Below are 14,507 nucleotides of genomic sequence, written 5' to 3'. Positions count from 1 at the left end.
TTATGGCCAATGGCCAATGTTCCACAATCATATGAACCGCGGTTTTCATCTGCGGTTTTTATTTGCAGTATCTATCTGAAATGTTTATCTACAGGGAAATGTTCTCCCCCTTAAGGCCAATCCATGCGCCCCCGTCCAGTCCGCCCTCTTCATGGCCGATCAGCCATTTATTCCTTGCCGTGATCAGCTTTTCCTCGCCGCACTTCACCTGCGGCTTGTGGTCAAGGTCTGTGTTGGTCCCTCTTGGAAGCACCACCACGCAGCGGAACCCGCTGTCCTCTGTCTGGCACGGCGCATAGTGGAGGGTGGTGGCGTACACTTCCACCAGGGTGCCTGCCGGGACCAGGAATGCCTTTACCTTAGATGTATCGTAGGTAAAATCCTCTTCTATATCCTGCTGCCTGCCCAACAGCAGCACCAGGTCCGTCACAGCCAGGTTCACCTCTGAATCCCTGTGGTACTCCAGGGCATTCAGCTTTTTATTATGGCCGTTGCAGTATCCCAGCTGGATTTCCATCTGTCCATAGATTCCGTCAGACAGCTCCGCACCGATGGGCAGCGCCTCAAGCTCCGGTACGGAAGCCACATAGACAACGTCCTCAGGAAGGGGCGTGGACTCCATGGCCTTCATAAGACCGTCCACATCATATCCGGTAATCACACGCCCATACGGCCTGAACTCCGGGCTGCATACATTGATTAACTCCATCTCTTTTCCTCCTCATCACGGGCATGGTGACCCCTTGCGGCGGCCCCGCGCCCACGGCTGTTTTATTTTACCCTTTCATCCCTGACAGAGCCTTAAAGTCGTCCTTCAGGCTGCGGTAAAGGTTCTGGTATATCCTGTGATACCCTGCATAAACCTCAGCTTCTTCCTTTACAGGCTCCGTGCTGCTCTTCTCACGGATGATCCGGCTGCAGGCAGTCTCCACATCCGGGTAGATGCCGCAGCCCACGCCGGCCAGTATGGCGGCCCCAAGGGCGGGTCCCTCATCCATCTCAACGGTCTTGACCGTGCAGTTGTACAGGTCTGCCAGCATCTGCCTCCAGACAGGGCTTTTGCCGCCGCCTCCGCAGGCCATCATCTGTGTGACCTCCACGCCCATCTCCTTCAGTATCTCATTGCAGTCGCACAGGGAGTAGGACACGCCTTCCATGACCGCCCTCAGCAGGTGCTTCCTGGTATGGATGGCGGAAAGCCCGAAGAATACGCCGCGGCAGTCCGGATCCAGATGGGGGGTCCGCTCCCCCATCAGGTAGGGCAGATAGACCAGCCGGCTGCTCCCGGGTCCGATTTCCGCCACATCCTTATTAATCAGGTCATAGACATCGCATCCCATGGCCTGGGCCTGGGCCACATAATCCTGGCAGAACTGGTCCTTGAACCACTTGAGTGAAAGACCTGCGCCCTGGGTCACGCCCATGATGTGCCATGCGCCCGGCACCGCGCAGCAGCATGTGTGCACCCGGCCCTTGGGGTCGATGGACACCTTGCTGGTGTGTGCAAATACAACGCCGGAGGTCCCGATGGTGGTGAAGGCGGTGCCGTCCTTCACAATCCCGGTCCCCACTGCCGCAGCCGCATTATCGCCTGCGCCGCCAACCACCTTCACATCCACGGTCAGCCCTGTCTTCCCTGCCACCTGCTCAAGCAGGGTCCCTGTCACCTGGCAGGACTCATACACTTTACCCAGCATGGATTCATCAATATCAAGGGCCTTCAATACCTCTTTGGACCAGCACCTGCCCGGCACGTCCAGAAGCTGCATGCCGCTGGCATCGGATACCTCGGTGGCAAACTCCCCGGTCAGCACATAGCGTATATAATCCTTTGGCAGAAGGATATGGCGGCATCTGCTGTAATTCTCCGGCTCATGCTTCCTGACCCAGAGTATCTTGGCCGCCGTCCATCCGGTAAGGGGCGGATTGGCCGTAATCTCAATCCAACGCTCCCTCGGCATGATTTCAAGCATATCCTCCACTTCCCGTCCGGTCCTCTGGTCGCACCAGATGATGGAGGGGCGGATTACCTCCCCCTTCCCATCCAGCATCACAAGTCCGTGCATCTGCCCGGATATGCCGATTCCCTTGATATCCCCTGCGGGAACGCCGGACCGGTCCGTCACCTCCTTAAGGGTTGCAAGCACCGCATCCCTCCAGTCCTCCGGCCTCTGCTCCGCCCATCCGTTCTCCGGCTGGTACAGCGGGTATTCCCTGGAAGCGGACGCAGCCACGGCGCCGTCCTCATCGAACAGGACGGTCTTGGTTGCGGACGTCCCCACATCAACTCCAATCAGATATTTCATCTTGCCCTTCCCCTTTCTCCGGCAGCTTATGATTCCAGTACCTGGAACCTGCTGTAAACGCATCTACCTACGATTATACCAGAACAGGATTGTCTTTCCAGATTCAAACTTGACTTCATGACAGCACTTTTTTGCCCTTTTCACCCTTCCTTCCCTGGATGGACAGACATTTTAACCATCCCCGTCCATCACCTTCCTGTATTCGCTGGGCAGGCACCCGTACCGCTTCACAAATGCCTTGGAAAAAGCCCGTCCATTGGGAAATCCGTTGTTCAGCGCAACTTCGCTTAAGCTGTGGCTGGTATTCATCATTTCCCTGAGTCCGTACTCCGTCCTCAGGTCCAGGAGATAGGTCTTGTAGCTGACGCTGGCATACCGTTTGAACATCCTTGAAAGATAGGTGGGGGAAAAGCCGAAGGTAGCCGCCACGCTCTCCAATGTAATATCCTTATCATAATTATTCTTCAGATACGCGGTTATATTGGACAGCTTGTCCAGATGGCGCTTCTGACGGATACTGCCCTGGTCGTCCTCCTTCTTCATGAACCGTGTGACAAGCAGGTAAAGCAGTTCTAAAAACAGGCTCTTAACCTTCAGCTCATACCCAAACTCCTTTTGTTCATAGGTACGGTACATCCGTACAATCAGCTGCACCAGGTTCAGGTTATCCTCCTCTTCCTGCTTGGTAAACAGCGCATAATCCCCTTCCTCCAGATACCCGGCAAAACAGGAAACCGGTATCTGCACCACAATGGTGGTATTAGGGTCCGGGACCTCGATGGAATGGATTTCATTGGAATTGACAATCACAAAATCAGCCGCCTTCAGCGGAAGCCTTTTATTGTTGATGAAAAATTCCATCTGCCCGTCCAGCACAAGGAAAACCTCGACCGAACGGTGCCAGTGCTTCGCCACCCTGTAATTGCCGTCCCTGCCCTCAAACAGGAACATCCTGAATGGCAGATCCTCATTGGGAATAACCAGTTCATGCTTATAATCCATATCCATCCCCCATCCTGCACATATAAACACGTGAGCAGCTCCTGATACCGCTTATGACGCTGTTCCTCATACAACTATTTCTTGCTCTTTTCATTCTATCAGAAATGCCGGGGAATTGGAATAAGAATCCAACGTATTCCGGGCCGGGAACCTTTAAAAAGGTTTCCCGGCCCGGAATTCTGCTCCCCGCTTTTTTCAATTATCCGCCAATCACATCCGCGCCCCCATCATCCCCATGGCCCCGTGCAGGCGCCTGAGGCTCTCCTGGTCCTGTCCCACATAAGGAGAATCAATGAGATATCCTTCCAATATCCCAAGGTTTTCCTCATTGCATGCCACGCCCAGGGCATCCAGGGTAAGGGGCATGTCCAAACGCTCCATGAACCGCTTAAGCTGCTCCATCTCCCCCTCCAGCTGGTTGTAGTAGAGCTGGGCAAACAGCGCCACGGCCACGATTTCACCGTGCAGGGCTGCTTCGGCTTCCTTTGTGAAGAAGGTGCGCACCCCGTCATACATCATGTGGCCAAGGGCGGACTGGCTGAAGCTCTTGGTTATATTGGCTATGACGCCTGTTACCGCTATGTTGATGAAGGTTATGTCCTCAACTGCCTTGGTAACCTTGTGGCACCGGATGTCCTCGACGGCCTGGGGACCGTATTGCTCCAGTACATCATAGGTATACTCCGACATCCTGAATGCGGTGAACAGGTCAAAACGGTTGTCCTCCAGTGTCATTACCGGCTTGCCATTCTGGATTTCAATCCGCTTGGCCATGGCATCCAGGATGCCCGCGGCCGCATAGCGGACGGGACAGCCTGCTATCACGTCCATGTCCACCAGGACGGCATCCACCTCATGCTCAAACCTCCAGCAGGTCCTCTTGGCCCCCTCTGGTGTGTACATGACGCTCATGGCCGTAAATGCAGCGCATGTGGCTATGGAGGTGGGGATATTCACCGTTCCAAGCCCTGCTGTCTCGGCCAGGGCCTTGGAGAAATCCATGATCCTTCCTCCGCCCACCCCAACCACCTCGTCGCAGCCGGCTGCCAGGCATTTCCCCGCGTATTCCTCTGCCGCCTCAAAGCTGCAGGGACCGCTGTAAATCTCCACCACATAATCCAGGCCCGCTGCCTCAAATCCCAAAAGCAGCTGCTCCTTAACCGCATCAAAGGCCCTGGGTCCCGCTATCACAAACGCCTTTTTCCCAAACCGGCGTATCTCCTGTCCGCACTCCTTCAGGATATTCCTGTCCTGGCGGTAACGGCCTGCCCCGAATTTTATGGCGCTGTCCAACACAATCTTCTCCATGATATATGCATCCCTTCCTTTTTCTGAAATTGATTCTGGATGCATCATACCATCCCGGATTCCGGGCTTCAACAGGACCTCTGTTTTTCTAATCACTTCTGGGCATTGTCATATATTTTTATACAAATTTGTCTATTTCTATCCGGCTATTCCCATTTGTCCATTCCTATCCGCTGCTTCCCGCGCACCGTCACCAGTCCTCCATCAGCCGGCTGCGTATGACCATCAGATGATACTCCATGGCGTCATATGCATCCGCGCCACGCCTTTGCGCAATGGCCCTGGCAATACGCCTGTGCTCCTTTACCGTCTCCTCCATATGGCGGTTGGTGGAAATGCTGTCGTGAAGCACCAGCATCTGATGGATATAGGGAATCAGGTTGTGGATGGCCGCATTCTGGCTGCAGTTGGCCACCGCCTGGTGGAATTCCATGTCCTTCCTCACGTAATTCTCACCAGCCGCCACCATGGCCTCCAGTTCATCGCACAGCCGGAACAGCAGTTCCGTGTCCTGCCGCTTTGCGTTCTGGGCTGCCAGGGAAGCGGACTTGGGTTCTATGAGCAGGCGCAGTTCCAGTAGGTCCCTGGCCAGCTTGGTTTTATCATAAATAAGGGAAAATCCCAAAGGATCCTCATTCATCCCCATACTGCCGGATACGAATGTGCCCGCCCCGCGCTCAATGTCCAGGATTCCCCTCTGTTCAAGGATTTTTTCCGCCTGACGGATGGTGGAACGGCTGACCTCGAAACGCTCCGCCATCCTGATTTCATTGGGAAGCTTCTGTCCTACCCCGTAATTTTCATGGTGGAGCATGGACATGATGGCATCCGCGGTCCGTTCAGGCAGGGATTTCTGGTTTACCTTTTCCATGTCCTGTTTACCGGGATTCCGGGAACTCAAACAGGTTCAGGCCAATCCTATCGTTCATCTTCCGTCCGGTTTCCCCTGGCAGGATGTCCACGAAAATCTCAGCGGTCGCGCTGATGACGGCCCGGACCATGTGGCCGCCGTGGCATTCGCCCTTGACCGGGTTTCCTATCACCGTATGGAGGTGCAGGTATGGTTCCCCATCCTTCCTTGTCACGCTGCCTGTCAGGGTTGCGATTTCATATGCCCCCCTGAAGCATTTTCCCTGAAATGATTTTGTATCCGTATCAAACAGGCCAAGTTCCACCTCAGAGGCAGCTCCCAGCCCTGAGACCTCTGCCAGCCTGATATCCTCCTTCTCACAAAGCTCCGTCAGGCACTGCACCACCTCTTCCTCCGGGTCCAGCCTGAGTACCAGCTTATGTCCAAACTTCCTGTATTCCATCACAAATCTCCTTTCCGCTTCCCTGAAGCCCCCATGAACTCCTTTATATCTGAAAGCGCCTTCAGGGCGTCTTCCCTTCCCAGCCTGTACATCTGTTCAATCCGCTCCGGCCTGCGCTCGGTACGGCTGATCTCGATGCGCTGGCTTGGACGTATGACCAGTATCTCCCCTTCCCGCTCCAGACGGCTGATCTCGTCCAGTTCCCGGTTATACACCAGGTGGCGGCAGGCCGCCGTCTCCACGAATTCAGGGTACTCCCTGAACACCCTGCGTATCATGGGCATCATGGGATTCGGTTTCTTACGGTATCCCGCGGGACGGGTCAGTATCACAAGATTCTTTTTAAATCCCATCTTCCGGAACGCCATGACCGGGATGGAATCAGCCACGCCCCCGTCCAACAGCTTCCTCCCATCCAGTTCCACGATCCGGGAGGCCAGAGGCATGGAGGCGGAAGCCCGCACCCAGTCAATCAGGTTTCCCCTCAGGCTGGGACAGTGATGGTACACGGGCCTGCCTGTCTCCACATCCGTGCATGTGACATAGTATTCCGTCCTGGCTGCCTCAAATGTCTCATTATCAAATGGGTCTAACTTTTCCGGCAGCTCGTGGTAACAGAAATCTATCCCAAACATATCCCCTGTCCTGATTAAGGACCGCATGCTCATGTATCTTGGGTCGCGGCTGTACTTCAGGTTATACCGGATGGAGCGTCCCTTCTGTCCTGAGACAAAGCTGCATCCGTGAATTGCCCCGGCAGACACACCGATAAGGCCGTCTGCCTGTATGTCATCCTCCAGAAGCACGTCCAGGACGCCGGCTCCATATATACCGCGCATCCCGCCGCCTTCTACAACGATTCCTGTTCTCATTCCTTCACCTCTTACTTCATCCTATCATTAATTAATCCATCCACCGGTGCATTGTCTCCAGCAGGTGGTCCAGGTCCAGGGGCTTGGTGACGTGTTCATTCATCCCGGCCTGTTTCGCCTTATATGCATCATCTGCAAAGGCGTTGGCTGTCAGGGCGATAATGGGAATCCCGGCCCCATCCGGACGCCTTCCATCCACGCCCATCCGGCGGATGGCCATGGACGCGCCGTATCCGTCAAGGACCGGCATCTGGATATCCATAAGTATAAGCCCGTAGGTTCCCGGGGGATTCTTTTCAAATAACTCCACTGCCTCCCGGCCATTTACAGCGCATGTTATCTCCAGTCCGCACAGGGACAGAAGCTCCTTTACGATTTCCCGGTTCAGTTCATTATCTTCTGCCAGTAGGATCCTGGTACCCGGCCGGAATGTCCTTGGGACTTCAGATATGGCTTCCTGTTCCTGCCTGCGGGTTTTATCCTGGTCCACCAGTTTCAGATATATGGTTACCACGAACCTGGTCCCTTTATTCAGATGGCTCTCCACCCCGATGGTTCCGTTCATCATCTGCACCAGGTTGCGGGTAATGGGAAGCCCCAGCCCCGTTCCCTGAATCTGGCTGACCCGCTCGTCCTCCGCCCGCTCAAACGGAGTGAACATCTTTTCCTGAAATTCCGGGGACATGCCGATTCCGTCATCCTCCACAATGAACTCAAAACAGCCCACGCCGCTCTGGCTGGACAGCTTTTCTTCCAGGGATACCTGGATGGTTCCATTTTCCTGGGTATATTTAACCGCATTGGACAGGAGATTGAGAAGGATTTCCTTGACCCGGACCATATCCCCGTACACGGCGTCATGCCCCAGCCCTTGCATATGCACGGACAGATGCTGACCTTTCCGCCCTATGTCCGTCTGGATGATCTGCGCCACCTCATCCATCATACAGGACAGGCTGAACGGGTTTTCCGCAAGACAGATGCTGCCGGATTCTATCTTTGACATATCCAGCACCGCATTGATCAGCTCCAGGAGATGGTCCCCTGAAGTATGTATCTTTGAAAGGCAGTCCTTTACCTTATCCCCTTTATCCAGATTGTGTTCCGCAACAGCGGCCATTCCCAGAATGGCATTCATGGGGGTACGGATATCATGGCTCATCCTGGACAGGAATTCGGATTTGGCCTGGTTGGCCCGGTTAACAGCGGCATATGCCTCCTCAAGGGCCTGTTTTGCCTTTTTCTCCTCTTCCCTGTGTTCCAGTTCCTTCTGCTTCTCGGAACTGATGTTGCGGATTGCAATGATGATGGTCTTGGGCCTGTTTTGCTCCATGGCCACCAGATGGATTTCCAGACGGTACCATGATGCCCCGTCCTCCGGTCCGGCCAGACGGAACTCTGCCTCCATATGCTCATTTTCCTGGTTGATTTCCCGGAGCAGCCAGTCCCTGGCGCACATGGACTTCACCCGCTCCCGGTCAGCCTCGTCCGTCTGTTCCAGGATATACTGGTTCAGGCTTTCCGAAAACCGTCCTGCCCTGGACAATGTCCTCTTCCTGCCTGCATCCGGAAGCCGGACAGCATAATAACTGTCCTGTATGAGATTCACATAGAACATGCTGACATACACACCGTTGATCGCCTGCAGGGCTGACTGGTTCATATACAGGTGTTCGCTGTTTTCAAACAAAAGGGACTTCATCTCATGGATATTATAAAGGGCGCCCACCACACGGCCCGGCTTCCCATCCTCCATGATCAGGCGGCTGTTCACCCTGTACCATACATAATCCCCCGGACGCCCCGCCGGCGTGGAACAGCGCACTTCGAATGTCTCCGCCCGTCCCTTACAGATATTATCAATCACAATGGGGATATCGTCCGGGTGGATGATTTTCTGTTCCAGAAGGATGTTGGAATAATCGTGAAGTTCATGCCTGCAGACTCCCATGCCCGGCCGCGGTTCATAGCTGATGAACACATCCTCATCCATCAGGTATTCAAACATCACGGCCGCGCTGGCTTCCATGGACACCCGGTACATCTCCTGTTCCCGTTCCAGCTGTATCTGCAGCGCCTTGCGCTGTGTGATATCCACTATGGTCCGCTGGATGATATGGTCCCCCTGCGGGGTGGCGGAGACCACCATGTTGGTCCCTTCCAGCCAGTGGACGGATCCGTCCTTCCACCTGGCCCGGTATTCCCTGTCCTGCCGGTCGCCCGGCTGCCTCAGTTCCATATAGCAGCTGCGCAGCATCTCCTGGTCCTGGGGCAGCACATTTCCCAGCACCCCATCGTGCCAGTCCGCCAGCCCCTCCTCCATGGTGCCGTAACCCAGTAACCGGATGGCCGTGCGGTTGGTTGAAATCAGCCTGTAACCGCCGTCCCGGCCCCGTACAAAGCGGATGATGCCGCAGGGCACGGTGTCATAAATGCTGGCCAGCAGTTCTGTCTGTTCCCTCAGACGCTGGGCATTCGCCTCTGACTGGGTAATATCCAGATATAGGCTGTTCACCATCCATCTGCCCTCTGCATCCCGGGCCTTCTTGCCGCTGTCAATAATCCATTTAAGGCTCCCGTCCTTACAGCGCACCCTGTAGCGGGTGGAGTAGGTAAGGCCGCCGTCCTTAAATGCTGCTTCGCAGTCAGCCAGTGCGCCGGGCAGGTCAGGCGGATACACATTGCCCACCGCAGTACCCCCTGTGACTTCCATGAATTCATCCACCGTATATCCAAACAGGGCCGCTGCTTCCCTGCTGACAAAGGCATAGGAGTAGGTATCATCATCATTGCTGATTTTCAGCCCGCCTGCAATGGAGGACATGATTACCTCCATCTGCCGGTTCTTCTGGCGCATCTCCTCCTCCAGGATCCTCATGCGCTCCTCTACATAGTCAAAGGACTGGCGGCCTATCTTTTCAGGAAACTTTTCCCCCTCCATCATCTCCTGATATGGATTGGAACAGTGGATATGCGCGCAGGACAGCCTGTCCCCCTGGTCCTGAAATACAAAGGACACCCGCTGATGTACCTTCAGGTACATCCGGGTACTGGGATCCGTGGCAATCCACATCCGTCCTGTAACGATATAGATTCCATCTGAAGGCTGTATGGCGTCATATTCCTCATTCCATATATTGCACCGCGGAATGCTGCCTTTCATCTGCGCAAATGCCTCCACGCACGCTTCCCGGCCCGCAATATACTCTTCCTCCCCTGCCCCCATCCACAGAACATCCGGGGCAAACAGGGAAGCAATCCCATTCACGTCATTTTCACAGTAATGCATATGCATCATCCGGCTGGCCATCTCCTTTGCCTCTTCCAGACGCCTGTGGTTTGTTCTTCCATCCCAATTCTTCACTATTAAAAACCGCCTTCTCTGTTATGTGGACATCCTCTTATGCCTTACTTATCTTTATGTCCGCCTCTCAGATCCCATTCCGGGCGCAAATGTCACTCAGACAGCATGCATCACAATGAGGCCTTGTCCTGGCCGTGCACACATCCCTTCCATGATAGACCAGCCTGTGGCAGAAATCGCTTCCCTCCTTGGCCGGAACCAGCTTCCACAAAGCCATCTCCACCTTCTTTGGTTCCTTAATCCCATCCACCAGTCCCATGCGGTTCACCAAGCGGATGCAGTGGGTGTCCGTGACAATGGCCGGCTTGCCGAACACATCCCCCATGATTAGGTTGGCGCTTTTGCGTCCCACACCCGGCAGCTTGAGAAGGGCGTCAAAATCATCGGGGACCCTGCCCCCGTATTCTTCCTGAAGGATCTTCATGCAGGCGCTTATATCCCTGGCCTTGCTGTGCCCCAGGCCGCAGGGTTTCACAATCCGTTCAATGTCCTCAACCTTGGCCTCTGCCAGGGCCCCTACGTCCGGATATCTTTCATACAGTTCCTTGACCACCACGTTAACCCTGGCATCCGTGCACTGGGCAGCCAGGCGGACACTGACCAGCAGCTTCCATGCCTGGTTGTAATCCAGGGTACAGCCTGCGTCCGGATATTCTTTTTTCAGGCGTTTTATGATTTCCAACGCCAGTTCTTCTTTTGTCATGTCACACTTCCTCCCATATTGGTATTCCACGGCTGTCCATGGTCATTCCCCGGGACAGGCGCTTCCTTAAAAGCCACATGTCTATTCTATCGCATTTACATTTCCGTAGCAAGCCACTTAAACGGAATGTTTCATCCGCTGCGGAATATACATGACATAACGGAACTGAATCCGATCATCCGAGTAAGGAGGGGTGCAAATGTGTACCGCAATCACCATACGGACCGCACAGGGCAATACCTGTTTTGGCCGTACCATGGATTTTTCCTATCCCCTTGACCCAGAACTTTATATATCCCCAAGGGGCTATGAATGGAACAACCTGGCAGCCACCCACAGGATCCGCAGCCGCTACAGTTTCATAGGCGCAGGCCAGGATCTTCCCCCTGTGATTTTCGCAGACGGAGTCAATGAGATGGGCTTTGGGGCGGCTGTCCTTTATTTTCCCGGTTATGCACAATACGATACCGTGGACTCCGGGGACGGCCTTAAGGACCCAAGGCCTCCCATTGCGGCCATTGAACTTGTCAGCTTCCTGCTGGGACTCTGTGCATCCGTAAGCCAGGCAGCCACCCTGCTTGACACCATACGTATTGTGGGACAGAAGGACAGCGTTACCAATACGGTGGCGCCCCTGCACTGGATCCTTGCGGACCAGGACGGGGCCTGCATGGCTGTAGAGCGGACCGGGGACGGACTGCGGCTCATGGATGATCCAATGGGCGTACTGGCCAACAGTCCCGATTTCCAATGGCATATGACCAATCTCCGCAACTATATGGACCTGTCGCCTTACCAGCCTCAGGACGCTGACTGGGGGTCCGTGAGGCTGGCGCCATTCGGGCAGGGCGCGGGCACGCTGGGCCTGCCCGGGGATTTTACCCCTCCCTCCAGATTTGTAAGGGCCGCCTATCTGAAAAGCCATTCCCCCATCCCGTCCAGCCAGGAAGAGGCGCTAAACACAGGATTCCATATACTGGAAAATGTCAGCATCCCCAAAGGCGCTGTCATGACGGACCGGGAAACCGCGGATTACACACAGTACACTGCAATGATTGACCTGTCCGCAAGGAAGTACTCCTTCCGCACTTATGACAACAGCCGGACATTTTCCGCATACCTGGAACCTGGCAGGGATTACGGCAGGAAGATGGTATCCCTTGGCAGGCTTAACAGCCCGGATGTCACCGACAGCTGGGACTTCATGTCAACTTAGGCAGTATCTCCTCCAGGGCCTCCACCGCATCATTCAGCCTCTGAAGTTCATCCCTGGTCAGCTTTTCCTCCAGCATCTGGATGAATGCCGTATTCTTAAGGTAATATTCATCCAGATAGGAGACTGCCTGCGGCGTCAGCCGAATCCATGTGACCCTGCGGTCATCCTTTCCCTGCACCCGCTCCACAAACCGGCTCTGGCTCAGCCTGTCAACCAGTTTTGTCATCTGCTGCTTGGGTACCTTCATCTGGTGGGCCAGGTCCGACATGGTGGCGGTGCCGCATGCCCGCAGCGTCTCCAGGCAGTAGTATGTCTCCAGGCTCATCTCATTGTCCAGCGTGTCCCTAAAAGGTTTAACCAGTTTGGAATGCCAGTCCGGCATCACCAGCAGCAGGTTTTGGACAAACATCTCCGATGCTTTTGCATTCTTCATCTTTTTCTCCCATTGACAAAATCCTGTTAAAATGTTATCCTTGTTAATTAGTAAATAAAACATGACTATCATATTTCTATGACTTTTTCTCTTTGATTATATATGAAATGTAATCAAAGTCAATCACTATCCAACCATCAGCCAGAACAAAGGAGATGCATACATTCATGAACATCCGGTTTAAAATCCCTGCGCCGGTACGGGACAAATTCCGCTTCGGCACACTCAGCTTTATTTTTATCGTTGCATACATCAATGTCTTCCAGCACATTTTCGGCCCGGAAAATTCCATTGTGGGCGTCATCTTCACAATCATGATGTCCGCGTTCATGGCCCGTGACCTGACCGCCGCCCCCATCCGCCATCTGATTGTCCAGTCCCTGGTACTGGTCTTAATGGCCCTGGCCGCCTACTGGGTAAACGCCCTTCCCATGCCCTTGTCGTTTATCATTAATTTTACCACACTGTTGGGAATCCTGTACGCATTTACCTATGAGTATTCCAGCCATCTGTATTTTCCTTATATTTTATCCTATCTGTTCCTGATATATATTTCCCCTGTCAGCGCAGCCCAGCTTCCCAGAAGGCTTGTGGCCATGCTGGCCGGGGCCGTGTCCATCATGCTGTACCAGTGGTTCATGGGAAGGAAGCGGGTGGTGGAGACAGCCAAGGATGTCTTAAGCGGGATGGTTGATATGATCAGCCGTTACATTGACAGACGGCTGGAGGGCAACGGGGAAGCGCCGGACTTCCCGTACATGCGCAGCCGCCTGTATCAGTTAAGCCGGACCGTATATGAGCGCAGGAAACGGATCCTCTGCATCTCCGACGCCAGTTTCTACATGGTTGATGCGGGCCGCGGCCTGGAACACCTGCTGGTCCTTATAAATGAACTGCCCGCCCCCTTATCCCCCAATGACCGCGGCCTGCTTATGAACGTGCGCTCCTGGCTCGCTGCCTTTTATTCCTTCCTCCAACAGGAAACCGGTACCATTCCCCTTCCGGATCCCTCCGGCCCGCCGGACACTGAAAACAGCAAAACCGCTGTCCTGTTCCATAACAGCCTGAATTATATCCGCGACAGGCTGCTGCACATGACAGATCCCCAGAACAGGTCCCGCTACCGCGAAACCTCCCTGTCCTTCCGGTTCCGCCTCATGGCTGCCCTGGACGTAAGCCCGGTGCGGGCTGTCTATGCGCTGCGCACAGCCCTTGTGCTGTCGGCAGCCGCCTGCCTGGTACGGGCACTGGGGATGCCCCACGGCAGATGGCTCCTGTTCACCCTGGCCTCCGTATCCCTGCCCTATGCAGATGATGTGCCGGTCAAGACAAAGAAACGTATCCTGGCAACCATAACCGGAGGCCTGGCCTCTGTTGTGATCTACTCCCTGATTCCTTCGGCTGCCGGGCGCACCGCTGCCATGATGCTCTCCGGTTACCTTTCATTCTATTTTACCGATTATGCTGAAACATTTGCATGTTCCACCATCGGCGCACTGGGGGGCGCTGTATTCATGAACGCATTCGGCTTTTGGCAGGTGGGGAATATATTCGTCATCCGGCTGGGCTATATCCTGGCAGGGGCAGTCCTTGGACTGATTGCCAACTGTTACATAATCCCCTACAGCCGTTCCATGGCTACCAGGCACCTCCTGACCAAATACCAGACCCTTACGGAGCTTCTGACCCGTATATGCAGTTCTGAACATGTGGATACCCAGCTGTACTACAGCCTGGTCATCCAGGCCCATCTGCAGGAAGAAAAGCTGGCCAGCAACGCGCATCTGGAGGATTGGGCGGAGGTTCCGGACATCCTGGCACGTTGCCGGGAAAAGGTACATAACGCCCACCGGATGCGGATTGAGGAGCGGACGGATGCCCCGGTATTCGAGGCAGGGCACCTGGTTTAACACACGGTACGGATAAAAGGATCCTGCGGCGCCCATGTACCATTTGGGCGCCGCAGGATTCCTTTATTTCTTTATTCCTT

The 14,507-nt window shown here is 54.6% G+C and carries 12 protein-coding genes; 2 read left to right on the top strand and 10 right to left on the bottom strand.

Annotated elements, in window-relative coordinates; genetic code table 11:
• Nucleotides 1–88 precede the first annotated feature (88 nt).
• From LK536_RS50595 to LK536_RS50555, 9 genes are all read right to left on the bottom strand, one after another.
• The gene (locus tag LK536_RS50595) at nucleotides 89–709 is read right to left on the bottom strand and encodes a DUF4867 family protein (protein ID WP_008721070.1); all 621 of its coding nucleotides are present in this window, start codon (nucleotides 707–709) and stop codon (nucleotides 89–91) included.
• Nucleotides 710–776: 67 nt separating this feature from the next.
• Entirely contained in the window at nucleotides 777–2,306 is a 1,530-nt protein-coding gene (gene xylB, locus LK536_RS50590) for a xylulokinase (protein ID WP_227796738.1), read from the bottom strand.
• A 171-nt stretch (nucleotides 2,307–2,477) separates the two neighbouring features.
• Nucleotides 2,478–3,308, bottom strand: a complete 831-nt coding sequence (locus LK536_RS50585) for an AraC family transcriptional regulator (protein ID WP_025483744.1) — start codon at nucleotides 3,306–3,308, stop codon at nucleotides 2,478–2,480.
• Nucleotides 3,309–3,518: 210 nt separating this feature from the next.
• On the bottom strand, nucleotides 3,519–4,616 hold the full coding sequence (locus tag LK536_RS50580; protein WP_227796737.1) for an iron-containing alcohol dehydrogenase family protein: 1,098 nt from the start codon (nucleotides 4,614–4,616) through the stop codon (nucleotides 3,519–3,521).
• Between the two features lie 190 nt (nucleotides 4,617–4,806).
• The gene (locus LK536_RS50575) at nucleotides 4,807–5,487 is read right to left on the bottom strand and encodes a FadR/GntR family transcriptional regulator (protein ID WP_034576709.1); all 681 of its coding nucleotides are present in this window, start codon (nucleotides 5,485–5,487) and stop codon (nucleotides 4,807–4,809) included.
• A 7-nt stretch (nucleotides 5,488–5,494) separates the two neighbouring features.
• Nucleotides 5,495–5,929: a PPC domain-containing DNA-binding protein gene (locus tag LK536_RS50570; protein WP_008721063.1), complete on the bottom strand. Its 435-nt coding sequence runs from the start codon at nucleotides 5,927–5,929 to the stop codon at nucleotides 5,495–5,497.
• Nucleotides 5,929–6,801 (bottom strand): patatin-like phospholipase family protein, encoded by an 873-nt coding sequence (locus LK536_RS50565; protein ID WP_008721062.1) that lies wholly within the window; start codon nucleotides 6,799–6,801, stop codon nucleotides 5,929–5,931. The genes LK536_RS50570 and LK536_RS50565 overlap by 1 nt, the downstream gene beginning before the upstream one ends.
• A gap of 31 nt (nucleotides 6,802–6,832) precedes the next feature.
• On the bottom strand, nucleotides 6,833–10,165 hold the full coding sequence (locus LK536_RS50560) for a PAS domain-containing protein (RefSeq protein WP_331472252.1): 3,333 nt from the start codon (nucleotides 10,163–10,165) through the stop codon (nucleotides 6,833–6,835).
• A gap of 67 nt (nucleotides 10,166–10,232) precedes the next feature.
• Nucleotides 10,233–10,868, bottom strand: coding sequence for an endonuclease III domain-containing protein (locus LK536_RS50555; RefSeq protein WP_008721060.1), 636 nt, complete (start codon nucleotides 10,866–10,868; stop codon nucleotides 10,233–10,235).
• A 199-nt stretch (nucleotides 10,869–11,067) separates the two neighbouring features.
• Between LK536_RS50555 and LK536_RS50550 the strand changes: the two genes are divergently transcribed.
• Nucleotides 11,068–12,084 carry a linear amide C-N hydrolase gene (locus LK536_RS50550; protein ID WP_008721059.1) on the top strand — a complete coding sequence of 339 codons (1,017 nt, stop codon included), beginning with the start codon at nucleotides 11,068–11,070 and terminating at the stop codon, nucleotides 12,082–12,084.
• On the opposite strand, the gene LK536_RS50545 is transcribed toward LK536_RS50550, so the two are convergent.
• Complete coding sequence (locus tag LK536_RS50545; RefSeq protein WP_008721058.1) at nucleotides 12,071–12,517, bottom strand: MarR family winged helix-turn-helix transcriptional regulator; 447 nt, start codon at nucleotides 12,515–12,517, stop codon at nucleotides 12,071–12,073. The genes LK536_RS50550 and LK536_RS50545 overlap by 14 nt on opposite strands.
• Nucleotides 12,518–12,684: 167 nt before the next feature.
• On the opposite strand from LK536_RS50545, the gene LK536_RS50540 reads away from it, so the two are divergent.
• Nucleotides 12,685–14,427: an FUSC family protein gene (locus LK536_RS50540; protein ID WP_227796736.1), complete on the top strand. Its 1,743-nt coding sequence runs from the start codon at nucleotides 12,685–12,687 to the stop codon at nucleotides 14,425–14,427.
• The last annotated feature ends 80 nt before the right edge of the window (nucleotides 14,428–14,507 follow it).

The organism is Clostridium pacaense, from assembly GCF_020709765.2.
In the GTDB taxonomy this organism is placed as follows: domain Bacteria; phylum Bacillota; class Clostridia; order Lachnospirales; family Lachnospiraceae; genus Enterocloster; species Enterocloster hominis.
Note: the sequence above shows the minus strand (reverse complement) of the source record. Positions and strands in the feature narration are given on the sequence as shown.

What these genes read in the sequence shown, in the direction of transcription:
- LK536_RS50555 (WP_008721060.1), bottom strand. Translation starts at nt 10,868, where the DNA reads ATGACAAAAGAAGAACTGGCGTTGGAAATCATAAAACGCCTGAAAAAA.
- xylB (WP_227796738.1), bottom strand. Translation starts at nt 2,306, where the DNA reads ATGAAATATCTGATTGGAGTTGATGTGGGGACGTCCGCAACCAAGACC.
- LK536_RS50585 (WP_025483744.1), bottom strand. Translation starts at nt 3,308, where the DNA reads ATGGATTATAAGCATGAACTGGTTATTCCCAATGAGGATCTGCCATTC.
- LK536_RS50570 (WP_008721063.1), bottom strand. Translation starts at nt 5,929, where the DNA reads ATGGAATACAGGAAGTTTGGACATAAGCTGGTACTCAGGCTGGACCCG.
- LK536_RS50565 (WP_008721062.1), bottom strand. Translation starts at nt 6,801, where the DNA reads ATGAGAACAGGAATCGTTGTAGAAGGCGGCGGGATGCGCGGTATATAT.
- LK536_RS50545 (WP_008721058.1), bottom strand. Translation starts at nt 12,517, where the DNA reads ATGAAGAATGCAAAAGCATCGGAGATGTTTGTCCAAAACCTGCTGCTG.
- LK536_RS50550 (WP_008721059.1), top strand. Translation starts at nt 11,068, where the DNA reads ATGTGTACCGCAATCACCATACGGACCGCACAGGGCAATACCTGTTTT.
- LK536_RS50575 (WP_034576709.1), bottom strand. Translation starts at nt 5,487, where the DNA reads ATGGAAAAGGTAAACCAGAAATCCCTGCCTGAACGGACCGCGGATGCC.
- LK536_RS50580 (WP_227796737.1), bottom strand. Translation starts at nt 4,616, where the DNA reads ATGGAGAAGATTGTGTTGGACAGCGCCATAAAATTCGGGGCAGGCCGT.
- LK536_RS50540 (WP_227796736.1), top strand. Translation starts at nt 12,685, where the DNA reads ATGAACATCCGGTTTAAAATCCCTGCGCCGGTACGGGACAAATTCCGC.
- LK536_RS50595 (WP_008721070.1), bottom strand. Translation starts at nt 709, where the DNA reads ATGGAGTTAATCAATGTATGCAGCCCGGAGTTCAGGCCGTATGGGCGT.